The 15,848-nt window shown below is 71.6% G+C and carries 13 protein-coding genes; 4 read left to right on the top strand and 9 right to left on the bottom strand.

Annotated elements, in window-relative coordinates; genetic code table 11:
• Positions 1–14: 14 nt before the first annotated feature.
• Together ACIPVB_RS11210 and ACIPVB_RS11215 are read right to left on the bottom strand one after the other, a co-directional pair.
• Positions 15–917 carry a 1,4-dihydroxy-2-naphthoyl-CoA synthase gene (locus ACIPVB_RS11210; protein ID WP_400368933.1) on the bottom strand — a complete coding sequence of 301 codons (903 nt, stop codon included), beginning with the start codon at positions 915–917 and terminating at the stop codon, positions 15–17.
• Positions 918–1,126: 209 nt separating this feature from the next.
• Positions 1,127–1,924, bottom strand: a complete 798-nt coding sequence (locus ACIPVB_RS11215; protein ID WP_400368935.1) for an LLM class F420-dependent oxidoreductase — start codon at positions 1,922–1,924, stop codon at positions 1,127–1,129.
• A gap of 86 nt (positions 1,925–2,010) precedes the next feature.
• Here ACIPVB_RS11215 and ACIPVB_RS11220 point away from each other — a divergent pair, with 86 nt between their 5' ends.
• A complete protein-coding gene (locus ACIPVB_RS11220) occupies positions 2,011–3,012 on the top strand; it encodes an o-succinylbenzoate synthase (protein WP_400368937.1) in 1,002 nt (333 codons plus the stop codon).
• Here the strand turns inward: ACIPVB_RS11220 and ACIPVB_RS11225 are convergent.
• Positions 2,999–3,625: a TetR/AcrR family transcriptional regulator gene (locus ACIPVB_RS11225; protein ID WP_400368939.1), complete on the bottom strand. Its 627-nt coding sequence runs from the start codon at positions 3,623–3,625 to the stop codon at positions 2,999–3,001. The genes ACIPVB_RS11220 and ACIPVB_RS11225 overlap by 14 nt on opposite strands.
• 115 nt (positions 3,626–3,740) lie before the next feature.
• Between ACIPVB_RS11225 and ACIPVB_RS11230 the strand changes: the two genes are divergently transcribed.
• From ACIPVB_RS11230 to ACIPVB_RS11240, 3 genes are all read left to right on the top strand, one after another.
• Positions 3,741–6,638 carry an MMPL family transporter gene (locus ACIPVB_RS11230; protein ID WP_400368940.1) on the top strand — a complete coding sequence of 966 codons (2,898 nt, stop codon included), beginning with the start codon at positions 3,741–3,743 and terminating at the stop codon, positions 6,636–6,638.
• Complete coding sequence (locus ACIPVB_RS11235) at positions 6,635–8,719, top strand: YhgE/Pip family protein (RefSeq protein WP_400368942.1); 2,085 nt, start codon at positions 6,635–6,637, stop codon at positions 8,717–8,719. Before ACIPVB_RS11230 ends, ACIPVB_RS11235 begins: the two co-directional genes overlap by 4 nt.
• Positions 8,720–9,402: 683 nt before the next feature.
• On the top strand, positions 9,403–9,963 hold the full coding sequence (locus ACIPVB_RS11240) for a DUF559 domain-containing protein (protein WP_400368943.1): 561 nt from the start codon (positions 9,403–9,405) through the stop codon (positions 9,961–9,963).
• 185 nt (positions 9,964–10,148) lie between these two features.
• On the opposite strand, the gene ccsB is transcribed toward ACIPVB_RS11240, so the two are convergent.
• The 6 genes from ccsB to ACIPVB_RS11270 form a co-directional block, all read right to left on the bottom strand.
• A complete protein-coding gene (ccsB, locus tag ACIPVB_RS11245; RefSeq protein WP_400368945.1) occupies positions 10,149–11,156 on the bottom strand; it encodes a c-type cytochrome biogenesis protein CcsB in 1,008 nt (335 codons plus the stop codon).
• Between the two features lie 4 nt (positions 11,157–11,160).
• Positions 11,161–12,912 carry a cytochrome c biogenesis protein ResB gene (locus ACIPVB_RS11250; RefSeq protein ID WP_400368947.1) on the bottom strand — a complete coding sequence of 584 codons (1,752 nt, stop codon included), beginning with the start codon at positions 12,910–12,912 and terminating at the stop codon, positions 11,161–11,163.
• Positions 12,893–13,642, bottom strand: coding sequence for a cytochrome c biogenesis CcdA family protein (locus ACIPVB_RS11255; RefSeq protein ID WP_400368949.1), 750 nt, complete (start codon positions 13,640–13,642; stop codon positions 12,893–12,895). The genes ACIPVB_RS11250 and ACIPVB_RS11255 overlap by 20 nt, the downstream gene beginning before the upstream one ends.
• Positions 13,639–14,244: a TlpA family protein disulfide reductase gene (locus ACIPVB_RS11260; RefSeq protein ID WP_400368951.1), complete on the bottom strand. Its 606-nt coding sequence runs from the start codon at positions 14,242–14,244 to the stop codon at positions 13,639–13,641. The genes ACIPVB_RS11255 and ACIPVB_RS11260 overlap by 4 nt, the downstream gene beginning before the upstream one ends.
• Positions 14,244–14,888, bottom strand: a complete 645-nt coding sequence (locus ACIPVB_RS11265) for a histidine phosphatase family protein (RefSeq protein ID WP_400368953.1) — start codon at positions 14,886–14,888, stop codon at positions 14,244–14,246. The genes ACIPVB_RS11260 and ACIPVB_RS11265 overlap by 1 nt, the downstream gene beginning before the upstream one ends.
• 79 nt (positions 14,889–14,967) lie before the next feature.
• A complete protein-coding gene (locus tag ACIPVB_RS11270; protein ID WP_400368986.1) occupies positions 14,968–15,654 on the bottom strand; it encodes a DedA family protein in 687 nt (228 codons plus the stop codon).
• Positions 15,655–15,848: the final 194 nt, after the last annotated feature.

Raw genomic sequence — 15,848 nt, forward strand, 5'->3', positions numbered from 1 at the left:
GGAGGATCCCGCGCTCAGTAGTGCCACGGGACCCCCGACCAGTCGGGGGCGCGCTTGTCGAGGAAGGAATCACGGCCCTCGGCGGCCTCGTCGGTGCCGTAGGCGAGGCGCGTGGCCTCCCCGGCGAACAGCTGCTGGCCGACGAGACCGTCGTCGACGGCGTTGAACGCGTACTTGAGCATGCGGATCGCGGTCGGCGACTTGGTGAGGATCGTGCGGGCCATCGAGAGCGCCTCGCGCTCGAGCTCGGCGTGCGGCACGACGCGGTTGACCGCGCCCATCTCGTACGCGCGCTCGGCGGAGTACTCCTCGGCGAGGAAGAAGATCTCGCGCGCGAACTTCTGCCCGATCTGACGCGCGAAGTAGGCGGAGCCGTAACCGGCGTCGAACGAGCCGACATCGGCATCCGTCTGCTTGAAACGACCGTGCTCGCGGCTCGCGATCGACAGGTCGCACACGACGTTGAGGGAGTGGCCACCGCCCGCCGCCCACCCGGGGACGACCGCGATGACGACCTTCGGCATGAAACGGATGAGGCGCTGGACCTCGAGGATGTGCAGGCGGCCCGCGCGACCCGGGTCGTGCACCGTCGACTCGTCGGTGGAGTACTTGTATCCGTCACGGCCGCGGATGCGTTGGTCGCCGCCCGAGCAGAACGCCCACCCGCCGTCCTTGGCGCTCGGCCCGTTGCCCGTGAGCAGGACGACGCCGATGCGGTGGTCCTGGCGCGCGATGTCGAGCGCGCGGTACAGCTCGTCGACCGTGTGCGGGCGGAAGGCGTTTCGCACCTCGGGCCGGTCGAAGGCGATGCGCGCGATGCGTCCGTCATAGGTGACGTGGGCGGTGATGTCGGTGTAGTCCGCGGCGCCGGGCGCCAGGGTCCATTCCGCGGGGTCGAAGAGGTCGGAGACGGTCACGGCTTCAGCCTACGCGCGCGGGTGCCCCGCGCATCGAGTGGGCAACCCCGCACGGGTTCTCGTGAACGCGCAGGCACATTCTCGTACGCTGCGCACGCATCGAGACCCCGTGATGGCAGGCTCTTCGCATCGCGCTCGATCAGGGCGTCATCGAAGTGGACGATCTCGAGGACGTCGTCGCCGCCCCGGTTCTGCCGGGGCGGCGGTCGTCACGCGTTCTTCACGTCGCGCCAGCGCAACCAGCGCTCGACGAGCGAGTAGTCCCAGTCGGGACCCGAGAAGCCGAGCGTGAACAGGCGCGTGCCGGCGTCGTACAGGGCGTCGGCGACGTCTTCGTCACGGTCCTTCAACTCGTTCGAGACGACGAGACCCGACAGGTCGCGCTGCTCGCCCTCGGCCCACTTGCGGATCACGTCGAACTTGTGCGGCAGCTCGTCGGGCGCGACGAAGCTGTGCCAGATGTCGGCGTGGCGAGCGACCATGCGCAGCGTCTTCTGCTCGCCCTTGCCGCCGATCATCACGGGGATCTCGCGGGTGGGAGCCGGGTTGAGCGTGGACCAGCGCGCGGCGATGCGGTCGAGGTCGGCCGCCAGGGCGTTCAGCCGGGAGCCCGCGGTGCCGAACTCGTAGCCGTACTCGTCGTAGTCGCGCTGGAACCAGCCCGACCCGGTGCCGAAGATGAAGCGGCCGGTGTCGCCGCCCTTCTTGCTGATGTGGTCGACCGTGCGGGCCATGTCGGCCTGCAGGTCGGCGTTGCGGTAGCTGTTGCAGTTGACCAGGGCGCCGAACTCGACGCGCTCGGTCTGCTCGGCCCACGCCGACAGCATCGTCCACGCCTCGAAGTGCTCGCCGTCGGGATCGCCGTACAGCGGGAAGAAGTGATCCCAGTTGAAGAGGACGTCGACACCCATCTCTTCGAGACGGAAGACGGCGTCGCGGATGTCGGCGTACTGCACGTGCTGCGGCTGGATCTGGACGCCGAGACGCACCGGGGTGTCGAAGAGCATGCGGTCAGCCTATGCCCGTCCAACGCCGGGCGTCCCGGTTCGGCGGGTTCGAGGCGGCGAACCGCGCGGAGCGGCAGGATGAGGGCATGAGCACCGTCGCCCTCCCCCCGCTCGCCGACATCCTCGCCACCGCGCGGGTCGTGTCGCTCCCCCTGACAGCGCGTTTCCGCGGCATCCAGGTGCGCGAGGCCATGGTCTTCGAGGGACCCGAGGGGTGGACGGAGTTCTCCCCCTTCCTCGAGTACCCCGACGACGAGGCGGCGACCTGGCTCGCCGGCGCCCTCGACTTCGGGTGGCGCCCCGCGCCGGCCCCGGTGCGCGAGACGGTCGGGGTCAATGCCACGATGCCGGCGGTCCCGGCATCCGAGGTCCCCCGCATCCTCTCGCGGTACGACGGATGCCGCACGGTCAAGGTCAAGGTCGCCGAGGCGGGTCAGACCCTCGCCGACGACGTGGAGCGCGTGCGGGCGGTGCGCGAGACCCTCGGGCCGGAGGGGCGCGTGCGCATCGACGCCAACGCCGCGTGGAACCTCGACGAGGCCGAGCGCGCGGTCCACGCCCTGGCGGCGTTCGACCTCGAGTACATCGAACAGCCGTGCGCCGAGGTCGATGAGCTCGTGCAGCTGCGCGAGCGGATCGCGTACCTCGGCATCCCGGTCGCCGCGGACGAGAGCGTGCGCAAGGCCGCCGACCCGCTGCGCGTCGCCAGCGCCGGAGCCGCGGATCTGCTCGTCGTCAAGGCGCAGCCGCTCGGCGGTGTGCACGCCGCTCGCGAGATCGTGGCGCAGGCGGGTCTCCCGGCCGTCGTGTCGAGCGCGCTGGACACCTCGATCGGGCTGTCGATGGGGGTGGCCCTGGCCGCCTCGTTGCCCGAGCTCGAGTACGACTGCGGTCTCGGCACGGCGTCGCTGTTCACGGCCGATGTCGTGGCATCCCCTCTTCAGGCGCGCGGCGGGGTGCTGGGCCGGGAGCGTCCGCGGCCGACGGCGGCCGAACTCGATCGCGTCGCCGCCGACGACGACCGCCGGGACTGGTGGCGCGATCGCCTGCGGCGGTGCTACCAGACGCTCCAGGTCACTCCACGATGAGACGCACGAGCTGCGCGAGTCGCTCGCCCAGATGTGCACGCGACTGCGCCGGCGATCGACGCATCATGATGGCCGTCTCGGCGGCCGACACCCAGGCCGACAGCAGCACCTCGGTCGCCACTGCAGCGGGAACGCGCAGGGTCAGGTTGCGGGCGCGCGCGATGTCGGACACGAGCTGGGTGACGCTCTCGGCCAGCGCGGCGTTGGACGACAGGTAGGCGGCCGCGAACTCCGGGGTGCGCAGCGCCTGGACGCGGATCTCGGCGCCGAGCAGGATGTCGAGGCGGTCGTCTCCGGCGACCTCGAGCACCTCTTGCACGAGCTGAAGCACGTCGCCGGTCCCGCCGAGACCGCGGTCCTCGATCGAGGTCACGCGCGCGCGGACGGCGGCGATCGTCGTTTCGGCCGATCGCGCGCACAGCGCCAGGAACAGCTCCTCCTTCGAGCCGAAATTGGAGTAGAACGCGCCGCGGGTGAACCCGGCGCGTTCGCAGATCGCCTCGACCGAGGCGGCGTCGATGCCGACCTCGGCGAACATCTCGGCGGCGGCGTCCATCAGGCGCGTGCGCGTGTTCTCGCGTCGTCGCGACGGCGCGGGTGCGGTGTCGGTCATCCGCGTCCTCCTTCTCGGGTGGGACTCAGCTTCGACCTCCCCCCGGACCACTACGATACATTGTTGTATCCGATACGGTGATGTATCGACTCGTTCACCGATCGCGGGAGCCGCTGTGTCGACATTCCTCTACACCCTGGGTCGCTGGTCGTTCCGCCACCCCTGGCGCGTGCTGACCGCGTGGCTGCTCGTGCTCTTGCTCGCCGGCGGCGGGGTCGCGCTGTTCGCCAAGGGCACCGACAACACCTTCACGATCCCCGGCACCGAGTCGCAGGCGGGCCTCGAGATGCTCGAGCGCACCTTTCCCCAGGTCAGCGGCGCCAGCGCCGAGATCATCGTCGTCGCCGCCGACGGGCAGACCGTGCGCGACCAGGCCTATCAGGACGCCATTCAGAAGACCAACGGCGAGCTCACCGGTCTCGACTTCGTCGAGGCCGTCACCGACCCCTACGACACCCGCATCTCGGGCGGCATCTCGGACGACGACCGCGCCGCGATCATCCGCATCCAGTTCTCGGGCGAGGCCACCGCTGTGCCGCAGGCCACCGAAGACGGACTGCGCGAGGCGGCGAGCGCTCTGGGAACCGCGCTGCCCGGCGGCTCGCAGGCCGTGCTGGGCGGGCAGCTGTTCGCCACCGAGATCCCCGGTGCCACCCTGACCGAAGCCCTCGGCGTGCTCATCGCCGCCCTCGTGCTCATGGTGACGTTCCGATCCTTCCTGGTGGCGGGGATGCCGTTGGCCACCGCGATCCTCGGGGTCGCGCTGTCGATCGGGCTCATCTTCATCGCGACCGGGTTCGCGACCGTGTCGTCGACGACGCCGTTGCTCGCGGTCATGCTGGGCCTGGCGGTCGGCATCGACTACGCCCTGTTCATCGTCTCCCGACATCAGGACCAGACCCGGGCCGGCATGGACCCCGAGGAGTCCACCGCGCGGGCCGTCGGTACCGCCGGATCGGCCGTCGTCTTCGCCGGCATCACCGTGCTCATCGCCCTGATCGGGCTCGGCTTCGCCGGCATCCCCTTCCTCACGACGATGGGCATCGCCGCCTCGGTCGCCGTCGCCATCGCGGTGTGCGTCGGGCTGACGCTGACCCCGGCCCTGCTGGGCTTCGCCGGCCACCGGGTAGTCGGCTGGGGCTACGCCAAGAAGGGCACCTCCCGTCGGCGCCGCCGCGGCATGTCCGCGCAGGAAGACGCCGACGCGATCGCCGAGGCCGCCGCCGAGCGCGAGGAGCGCGCCGCCGCCGCCCGTACCCGCGCGCAGCGCAACGGTCCGGCCGCGCGCTGGGTGGGGCTGGTGACACGGCATCCCGTGGTCACCACCGTCGCCGTGATCGGCGTGCTCGGAGTCACGGCGATCCCCGCGGCGAGCCTCGCCCTGACCCTTCCCAACGCCGGGCAGCTGCCCGAGGGCGACGAGGCGCGCGTCGCGTACGAACTGACCGACGAGTACTTCGGTCCCGGCGCCAACGGTCCGCTCATCATGACCGGCACCATCGTCACCAGCAACGACCCTCTCACCCTCATGCAGGACATCGGCGACGAGATCGCGAAGATGCCCGGTGTCGCAGAGGTCGCCCTGGCCACCCCCAACGAGACCGCCGACACCGGCATCGTGCAGATCGTGCCCGAGACCGCGCCGGACGACCCGCGCACGGCCGACCTCGTGCGCGAACTCCGCGCCGCCGAGCCGCGCCTGTACGACGAGTTCGGCGTGCGCCTGCTGGTCACCGGCTACACCGCCGTGACGATCGACATCTCCGACCAGTTGGGCGCCGCCCTGCTGCCTTTCGGACTGTTCGTGGTCGGGCTGTCGCTGGTGCTGCTGATGATCGTTTTCCGCTCGATCTGGGTCCCGCTGACCGCGGCGGGCGGGTACCTGCTGTCGGTGGCCGCCTCGTTCGGCGTCGTGGCAGCGGTGTTCGAGTGGGGGTGGTTCGCCGACGCCCTGCACGTGGCCAAGGTCGGGCCGATCATCAGCTTCATGCCCATCGTGGTGATGGGCGTGTTGTTCGGCCTGGCGATGGACTACCAGGTGTTCCTCGTCTCGCGCATGCGCGAGGACTTCGTGCACGCCGACCGCGAGGGACGCACGCCCCGCGAGGTGGCGCTCGGCGCGGTGCGCAGCGGCTTCACGGCCTCGGCCCGCGTGGTCGTGGCCGCCGCCGTGATCATGTTCGCCGTCTTCGTGGCCTTCGTGCCCGAGGGCGACTCGAGCCTCAAGCCGATCGCCCTCGGGCTGGCGGTCGGCGTCGCCGTCGACGCGTTCCTCGTGCGCATGACCCTCGTTCCGGCGATCCTCGCCCTGCTGGGAGCGAAGGCCTGGTGGATGCCGCGCTGGCTCGACCGGAGCCTGCCCCGGCTCGACGTCGAGGGTGAGGCCGTCGAGCGCGAGGTGCACCTGGCCGACTGGCCGGCCGAGCCCTCGATGGCGGTCGCCGCCGACGACCTGCGCACGCACACGACCACGGATGCCGAGCAGCCTGTGTTCCGCGACGTGTCGGTGCGCCTCGGGTACGGCGGCACGCTGCTGGTCACCGGCGAGACACCCACCACGCGGACGCTGCTGCTCGCGCTGTCGGGGCGGCTGTCCAAGATCGACGGCCGCCTACGCGTCGACGGGCTGCTCGTCCCCGAGCGCGCGGGAGCCGTGCGCGCCCGGGTGGGGGTGGCGCTGCTCGACGACCCCCGCACCGCCGCCGTCGACGTCGCCCAGGCCGTGGCGGGCGGAGCGCGCCTCGTCGTGGTCTCCGACGTCGACCGGCTCGACGCCGACGCCGTGGACGACGTCGCCCGGGTGCTCCGCCGCGCCGCGAACGACCTGCGCGAACGCGCCGACGATGCGAGGTCGCCCTTCACGCTCATCGTCTCGGCCCGCGACGAACGCCGCGCGCTCGCCCTGCTCTCCGAGGCGCACCGCCCGGACGTGGCCTCCCTCCCCCTGGCCACGCGCCGCCGGGAGCGACCCGAACCCGACACAGTCGCCGATCTCTCCGAGGTGTTCGCATGACTCTCCCCGTCGAGCGCTCCCGCTCTCGCCGCCCCGTCACCTGGCTCACGCTCCTCGGCGTGCTGCTGCTGCCCGCCGTGATCGGCGGCATCCTGGTCGGCGCCCTGTACAACCCCACCGATCGCCTCGACAACATCACCGCCGCGATCGTCAACGACGACGAAGCCGTCGAGCTGAACGGTCAACTCGTCCCCCTCGGCCGCCAGCTCACCGGCGGACTGGTCCAGGGCGCCGACGATCAGCCCAGCAACATCGACTGGGTCATCTCGAACGACGACGATGCCGCCCAGGGCCTGAAGGACGGCACCTACACCGCCGTCGTGACGATCCCCGAGAACTTCACCGCCGCCTCGCTCTCGACCCGCCCGGGGGAGACACCCGAGAAGGCGACCATCGACGTGCAGACGGCCCCCGACGCCCGGGTGGTCGACGGCGCGATCACCGCGCAACTGGCATCCACCGCCTCCAGCGTCTTCGGCAGCGAACTGTCGTCGCAGTACCTCACGAACGTCTTCCTGGGGTTCACCACGCTCAGCGACCAGCTCGGCACCGCCGCCGACGGCGCGCACCAGCTCGCGGACGGTGCTGCTCAGGCGGCCGACGGCGCGACCGCCCTGCGGGACGGTCTGGGTCAGCTGTCCACCGGCGCGAGTGGGCTCGCCGACGGGGCGTCGCAGCTCGCGGCGGGTGCCGCTCCCCTGACCGACGGCGCGTCGCAGCTCGCCACGGGTTCGAGTGCCCTCGCCACCGGCACGAGGGATGCCGCGGCCGGGGTCGACGCCCTCGCCACCGGAGCCGACGGGATCGCCGCCGGCAACCAGCAGTTGGCGACGCAGATCAACGGGCTCGCCGACCAGATCCCGCCGACCTTCGCCACCGACGCACAGAAGCTCGCGGACGCGGCCCCGCAGGTCAACACCGCGCTCGTCGACGCCGCCGCGGCGCTGCAGAAGGCCGCGGACGAGTGCACCGGTACCCCCGAGCAGTGTCAGGCGCTGCGCGATGCATCGGATGCCGCGAACCAGGCCCTGCCGAAAGCCACGCAGACGGTCGCGCAGATCGGCTCTCTCGCCGGCCAGGCCGCGCAGCTCCCCGCCGGCGTCCGCGCGATCGCGGCGGCCAACCAGCAGCTCGCCGACGGCGCCACCGGCCTCGCCGGAGGGGCGCGCGAGGCCGCGTCCGGCCTGACCACCATCGCCGGGGGCATCGACGGCGTCGCCGGCGGCGCGGCCCGGCTCGCGGACGGCGCGCGGCAGTTCGGCACGGGGGCGCGGGCCCTCGGCTCGGGCGCCGCGCAGGTGGCATCCGGAGTGTCCCAGTCCGAGGACGGCGCGGCGCAGCTCGCCGACGGCGTGGACCGGGTCGCCACGGGCACCTCGTCGCTCGCCGACGGACTCGACACGGCCGTGCAGCAGCTGCCGACCTACACCGATGCGCAGGCGACGAGCCTCGCCGACGTCGTCGCCGACCCCGTCTCGGCGACCGGAGTGAGCGACTCGCTGTTCGGCGTCGCGGCGGTGCCGCTGCTGGCCATGGCCGTGCTGTGGTTCGGCGGGCTCGCCTCGTTCGTGGCGTTCCAGGCGGTGTCGGCGCGCGCACTGACCAGCCGCCGCTCCTCGGGTCTCGTCGCTCTGCGGGGCTTCGCGCCGGCGGCCCTCGTCGGCGCGGTGCAGGGGCTGCTGGTCGCGGCGGTCGTGCAGGTGGCATCCGACTACGACTGGGCCGACTGGGCGGTGTTCGCCCTCATCTGCGTCGCCGCGGGAATCGCCTTCGCCGCCGTCCATCAGGCGCTGATCGCCGTGTTCGGCGGAGCCGGACGCTGGATCGCCGCCGTGGTCGGCGCTCTCGCGCTGGGGGCGAGCATCGTCTCGACGATTCCTCCCGCCCTGGCCGCCGTCGCGTCGCTGCTGCCGACCGCGCCGGTGTACGACGCGATGCTCGGCGCCCTCTCGTCCGCCGGCGGGGTGGGGGCCGGCGTCGCCGGGCTCGTCGTCTGGGCCGCGCTGTCGCTCATCGCCACCACGCTGATCGTGGTGCGCCGCCGCACGACCACCGCCCGCGCCGCCGCCCAGCCCGCCTGACCCGCGCCGGTCCGCGCCGCGCGCCCGCGTCGGCCCGGGCGGTGCGCCGCTCACCCGCCGCCCGCGCGCCGGTCCGCGCCCGCCTGACCCGCGCGGCGCGGCGGGCGCGCTGCCCGCGGGCCGGCGGTCGCGCTGCCCGCGGGCCGGCGGTCGCACATCGAGTGTCCGAAACACTCGGACATCTTTCGAGGGCGTCCGGGTGTCTCGGACACTCGTTCGCTCGCGGAAGCGAGGGCATGCGCCCGCGGGGTCCGGCGCCTCCTCCCCCGAACCGGTATCGCCCGGTCCGTCCCCAGAAGAGTGCCCACCCGCGGCGAGAAGAGGACCGCCTGCGATGAAGTCGTCGCATGAAACGGCAGAATCTTCCTCGCGAACTCGGGCCCGCGTTCACCGTGAGCGAGGCCCGGAGACTCGGAGTCCCTCGTGACCGGCTCGCCGCGTCCGACCTGCGCGCACCGTTCCACGGCATCCGAGCGGTGGCGGAATCAACTGCCACCGACGTTCTGGCGCGATGTCGCGCTTACGAACCGCGTCTGTCCTCGGCGCAGTTCTTCAGCCACACCACGGCGGCCGCCTTGTGGGATCTCCCTCTCCCCTCGCCCCACCCGTCGGATCTGCATGTCTCAGCTCGCCCGCCGGCACGAGAACCGAGAACGAGAGGTGTCGTCGGACACCGGCTCGACGTGGCGTCTGACTTCCTGACGCTCCGTCACGGTCTTCCCGTTCCCACACCGGCCGAAACGTGGGCGGAGCTCGCGTCCCTTCACGGCGTCGATGATCTGGTCGCGGTCGGCGACGCCATCCTCACCCGACGGCTGGCGGATGACGCCGACCTCGAAGACGCGGCACGGCGGATCAGCCGACGCGGAAGCGCAGACCTGAGAACGGCGCTGCCCCTCCTACGGGCGGGATCGGAGTCACCGCGAGAGTCGCTCCTGCGCCTCATCCTCATCCGAGCCGGACTACCGGAACCCGAGCTCAACCGTGACCTGCGAGATGGCGAGACAGGTCGCTTTATCGCTCGCCTCGACCTCTCGTATCCCCGGTACCGCGTGGCTGTCGAGTACGACGGACGGCAGCATGCCAACCTGCGACAGTTCCGCCGGGACGCCGACCGATGGCCAGCCATCGCCGCGCAGGGCTGGATGCTCGTGCGCGTCGTGGACCACCACCTCCGCGACCCGGCCGGTCGCGTGGTTGCACCCGTCGAAAGCGCTCTGCGCGCTCGCGGATGGCGCCCATAGGCCGATCGAGTGTCCAGAACACCCGGGTGCTTCTTGAGAACGACCGGGTGTCTTGGACACTCGCCGGGCCGAAGCCGCGCCCACCCGACCCGCAGCCACGCGCCCCCGCGCCCACCCGCCACCCGCCCACGCGAAAGGCCCGCCCGGCGACAGCCGGACGGGCCCCGAACGCGACGGGCGACGCCTTACGTGGTCAGACCGCTGTAGGCGTGCAGACCCTTGAAGAAGACGTTCACGATCGTGAAGTTGAACAGCACCGCGGTGAAGCCGATGATCGACAGCCACGCCGAGCGCGTTCCGCGCCAGCCGCGCGTCGCGCGGGCGTGGATGTATCCGGCGTACAGCACCCAGATGACGAAGGTCCACACCTCTTTGGTGTCGAAGCCCCAGAACCGGCCCCACGCGTCGTTGGCCCAGATCGACCCGGCGATGAGGGTGAAGGTCCAGAAAATGAAGCCGACGATCGCGAAGCGGTAGGCCAGCGATTCGAGGGTGTCCGCGTTCGGTACGGTGCGCAAGAAGCTGCGCCGGGGCGCGGCATCCACCGGGCTCTCGGCGAGCTTGCGCTCGCGACGCGTCTGGATGAGCTGGACGACCGACAGACCGAACGCCAGCGCGAACAAGGCGGTGGCCAGGCTCGCGACGAACACGTGCACGACCAGCCACACCGACTTCAGCGGATCGGCCAGCGGCACGACCTCGACGTGGAACGCGAGGGTCGCGCCGCCCAGCAGCAGTACCGTGAGCCCGGTCATCAGCGCCCCGAGGAACCGCAGGTCGTAGCGCGTCAGCACGGCGAGGTACACCGCGATGATGAGCAGCAGACCGGTCAGCGCGAACTCGTACATGTTCGACCACGGCACCCGCTCGGCCGCGATCCCGCGCAGCACGGTCGCGACGAGATGGAAGGCGAACCCGAGCGCCGTGAGCACCGTCCCGAGGCGCGCCCACAGGTAGCGGGGCGGGGCGGAGGGGGTGGATGCCGACGACCCGGCGTCGGACGAGACGAGCCCGCCTCCACCCGCGGTGACCAGCTCGCGCGCGACGACCTCGTCTTTGGCCCTGAGCGCGAGGTCGGAGCGTCGGGCGAGGTCGATCGCGTAGGCGATGAACGCCAGCACGTAGATGGCGACCGCCGTCCACACCAGGAGGAGGGAGATCTCGTCGAGGAGAAGCGGGTCGGTTCCGGGCATGGTCTCAGTCTACTTTTCCGGTGTCGGGGTGGCTCTGGGCGGGAGGCCCGGGAAGGGTCGATCCGTGTCTGTCGGCGAGCTGGTCGACCGCGGCGGCGAGGGTCGGGTCCTCACCGCGGGCGAGGCCGGCGTACTCGATCAGCACCGTGTCGCCCTGGGGGGTCGCCTTGACCCACATGCGGCGACGCGGCACGAACAGGGCCGCCAGCAGTCCGAACAGCGCGAGCAGGGCGAAGGCGAGCACCCACGGACCGGCCAGGTCGCGGTGGATCGACAGCGAGGCGAAGCGCTTGACCGAGTCTTCGTAGCCGACCGCCCCGGCGGGCGCCTCGTTCTCGAAGGTGATCGTGCCCAGGCCGTTGGGCAGGTCCGCCGTCTGACCGGGCATGAGCTGCAGGGCCGGGGTCCCGCTGTCGCCGCCGGCGATCTGGGTCATGCCCGAGGGGTCGAGCGTGTAGACCGAGCGGGGCGTGCCGTCGTCGATGCCCAGGTCGCCCTCGTACACGCGCAGGGTCAGCGTGGGGTACTCCAGGGCGCCGTACGTGGAGGTCAGGGCACCGGTGTCGAGCACGTCCATCGTCGGGTAGAAGAATCCCAGCAGACCGAGCTGCTGCGGCAGGCCGTCGGCGACCTTGATGACACCGAGGGAGGTCATGTTGGCATCCTGCGGCAGGAACGCCACCGAGTCGTGGAACACCTCATCGCCCTGAGCGTCGCGGATCGTGACGGTGGGGGCGTACCCGTTGCCCAGCAGGTAGACGCGATCGCCCTGGACGTCGAGCGGGTGGTTCACGCGCACCTCGCCCTCTTGCGGTTCGGCGCCCGGCGCCTGGGTGGTGACGTGCGCGACGAAGTCGCCGGCCTGGCCCGACCCGGGCTGACCCGGGGGGACGTAGGTGACGTCGAAGTCGTCGAGGGTCATCGAGTACGGCTCGAGGGTGTCGCCGCTGACGAACCGCCCCGGGTTGAACGAGGAGTAGTCGAGCAGGCTGTTGGCGAAGGCCTGGCCCTCGACGAGGACGCGCTGGCCGGTGTAGGTGAAACCGCCGCCGACGCCGACCGCGATCAGCACGCCGACGAGTGCGCCGTGGAACAGCAGGTTGCCGGTTTCGCGCAGGTAGCCGCGCTCGGCCGACACCGAGAACGTGCCGCGGGAGTCGTAGCGGGCGACCCGGTAGCCGCTCTTGCGCAGCTGCGCGGCCGCGCCGTCGACGGCGGCGGCCGCCGCGGCATCCGCGTCACCGTCGACGGCCACCTCGCGCGAACGATGGTCGTCCAGGCGCGACAACCGCGCGGGCGTGCGCGGGGGCTGAGAGCGCAGCGCCTTCCAGTGGTGCTTGGTGCGGGGCAGCACGCAGCCGATCAGCGAGACGAACAGCAGCAGGTAGATCGCCGAGAACCATGGCGACGTGTACACGTCGAACAGGCTGAGCCTGTCGAGCACGGGAGCCAGGTCGGGGTTGTCGGTGAAGTACTGCGTGACGCCGTTGGGGTCGGCGCTGCGCTGCGGGACGAGGGAGCCGGGGACCGCCGCGATGGCCAGCAGCAGCAGCAGCACGAGGGCCGTGCGCATCGAGGTGAGCTGGCGCCACCCCCATCGCAGCCATCCGACGACGCCCAGATGCGGCTGGGTGATGTCGTCGCCGGCGCCCGCGCCGCCGGTGGGCGCGGAATCGGCGTGGTCGGACGGGCGAAGGGGGTCGGTCACGGTGGAGCCTCGGTCGGTACGGGAACGGTCAGAGCGGGAGCTGGACACTGCCGATCACCCCCTGCAGGGCGGACATCCACTGCCCCCACAGACCCGTGACCATCAGCAGGCCGAGCACGATCAGCAGCGCCCCGCCGATGAGGTTGACGACGCGGATGTGCCGGCGCACGAAGGCCACCGACCGGGTCGCCCATCCGAACCCGAGGGCGAGGAGCAGGAACGGGATGCCGAGACCCAGCGAATACGCCAGACCCAGCAGCGCGGCGCGGCCCGGGTCGCCGAGGTTGTACGACACCGAGAGGATCGCCGCGAGCGTGGGGCCGATGCACGGCGTCCACCCGATGCCGAGCGCGACGCCCAGCAGGGGGGCTCCGATCAGCCCGAGGTTGCCGCGGGCCTGCAGGCGGACCGAGCGCTGCGCGACGCCGAACAGACCGATGAAGACGAATCCGAGCAGGATGATGACCACGCCCATGATGCGCGTGATGAGGTCGGCGTACTGCAGGAAGAACATGCCGACCGTGCCGCCCAGCACGTTCACGGTCATGAACACGGCGGTGAACCCCGCGATGAACAGCAGCGTTCCCCACAGCAGTCGTCCCCGACCGGAGGCGGATGCCGAGCCCCCGCGGGGGGCGACGGCGCCGCCGATGTAGCCGAGGTATCCCGGGACCAGGGGCAGGACGCACGGGGACAGGAACGAGATCAGCCCCGCCGCGAGGGCGATGGGAAGAGCGACCCACAGCGCCCCGTCGAAGACGAGAGCGCCGGGGTTCACGCGTTCTCCGCGACCAGTGTGCGCACGATGGCCTCGAGGATCGAGGCCTCGGGCAGTTCGCCCACGATGCGGGCGGCGACGCGACCCTGCTTGTCGAGCACCAGGGTCGTGGGGGTGGCGTTGAGGGGCGTCTTGTCGTTGAACGCCAGCTTGAGGGCACCGTCGTTGACGGCCATGGCGCTGGAGTAGGACACCCCGTGGTCGCGCGCGAACGACAGGGCCGTCGCGGGCTGGTCATACGTGTTGATGCCGAGGAACGCCACGTCCTGGCCCTGGAAGGTCTGATAGGCCTGCTCGAGACGGGGGGCCTCGATGATGCAGGGGCCGCAGGTGGCGTACCAGAAGTTCACCACCAGCACCTTTCCGGCGAAGTCGGCGCTGGACACGGGCGACCCGTTGTCGAGCGTGCCGGCGAACTCGACCGGTGCGGTGCGGTTCTCGGGGGCGATCTCGGCGGTCTGGAAACCGTTCGCGGCGATGTAGCCCTTGTTGTCGCCGGCGCGGTACTGGTCCGCGAGCGGGTCGGCGCTGCACGCGGCCAGACCCGCGATGAGGGCGGCGGAGGCCGCGATGGCACCCGCGGCGGTCAGGATTCGGCGCATCAGACGGCTCCTACATCGACGGCTCCGGCGGTGCTCGCCGGCTCGGCGTACGCCACTTCGACCCAGCGGGCCGAGCCGTCGGCGCCGTCTCGCCGTTCGAAGCTCGTCACGCTCGACAGCGCGCAGCGGCGCTTGCGGGGGTCGTGGCGGGTGGGCTGGTGGGAGAGGGCGAGGTGGGTCACCCAGATGGGCAGCTGATGAGAGACGACCACCACGTCGCCCGAGGGCACGCGGTCCCACGCGTCCTGCATCGCCGCGGTCATGCGGGCCACGATGTGCGCGTACGGCTCACCCCAGCTGGGGACGTCAGGTTGGGCGAGGTGGCGCCAGTTCAGGGGGTTGGCGAGCGCCTGCTTCATGCGCCGCCCCTCGAACACGTTGGTCGGCTCGATGACCCGGTCGTCGATGAAGGGCTCGATGCCGAACAGCTCCGCGAACGGTTCGGCGGACTCGCGCGTGCGCTGCAGCGGAGACACGACGAGAGCCGCCACGGGCCGGTCGAGCGATCGCACGTGCGCCGCCGCCTGGCTCGCCATGCGGCGTCCGTCGACGCTCAGGCCGAATCCCGGAAGCCGGCCGTAGAGCACACGACGGGGGTTGTGGACCTCTCCGTGGCGCACGAGATGAAGGCGGTCGGCAGGCACGTCGCCAGTCTACGGGCGGGTTCTGTGGTCTGACTGAGTCCGGATGCCGGTTGCCTCGACGTGGAGATATCCCGCCGGGTCAGGCGTCCTTCTTCGCCGCCAGCAGCGACCGCACGCGGGAGTACAGGAACCACGCGACACCGATCGCGACCGCGGCGATGACCACGTACTGCAGGATGGAGGCGTACTCCTCGACGATGTGCCAGTTCTCGCCCAGGAGGTACCCCGCGAGCACGAAGATCGTGTTCCAGATGAGGCTCCCGGCGCCCGTGAGCAGGCCGAATCGCCAGAGGGGCATCTTGGCCACGCCGGCGGGAATGCTGATGAGACTGCGGAAGATCGGGATCATGCGGCCGAAGAACACGGCTTTGCCGCCGTGCCGCTCGAACCAGGCCACCGTCCGGTCGACGTCCTCGGGATGCAGCAGCGGCACCTTCGCGGCCACCGCGCGCAGGCGCGCCGCACCGAGCCATCGGCCCAGACCGTACAGGGCGAACGCTCCGACGATCGAGCCGAGCGTGGTCCACAGCAGTGCCTCGAACAGGGTGAACGAGCCGCGGCTGGCGGTCAGCCCCGCCATCGGGAGCACGACCTCGCTCGGCAGCGGCGGGAAGAGGTTCTCGAGGGCGATGGCCACGCCGGCGCCCACGGGCCCGATCACCTCCATCAGCGACACGGTCCAGTCGGCGAGGGAGGTCAACCACGAGGACTCACCGCCGCCGTCCACGGCGGAACCCGCGCCGGAGCGGATGAGAGTGAGGGTCATGTCGGTCATCGGGTGCCTTCGCGCTCGGTGATCGGCGACCCGTCCGGGCGCCCCTCCCAGGCTACGGGCCGCTCACACCGCGTTCCTGGGGGTTGCCCGCGGGGGGGGGGGGGGGGGGGGGGGGGGGGGGGGGGGGGGGGGGGGGGGGGGGGGGGGGGGGGGGGGGGGGGGGGGGGGGGGGGGGGGGGGGGGGG

The organism is Microbacterium sp. NPDC090007 (genome assembly GCF_044748345.1).
Lineage (GTDB): Bacteria > Actinomycetota > Actinomycetes > Actinomycetales > Microbacteriaceae > Microbacterium.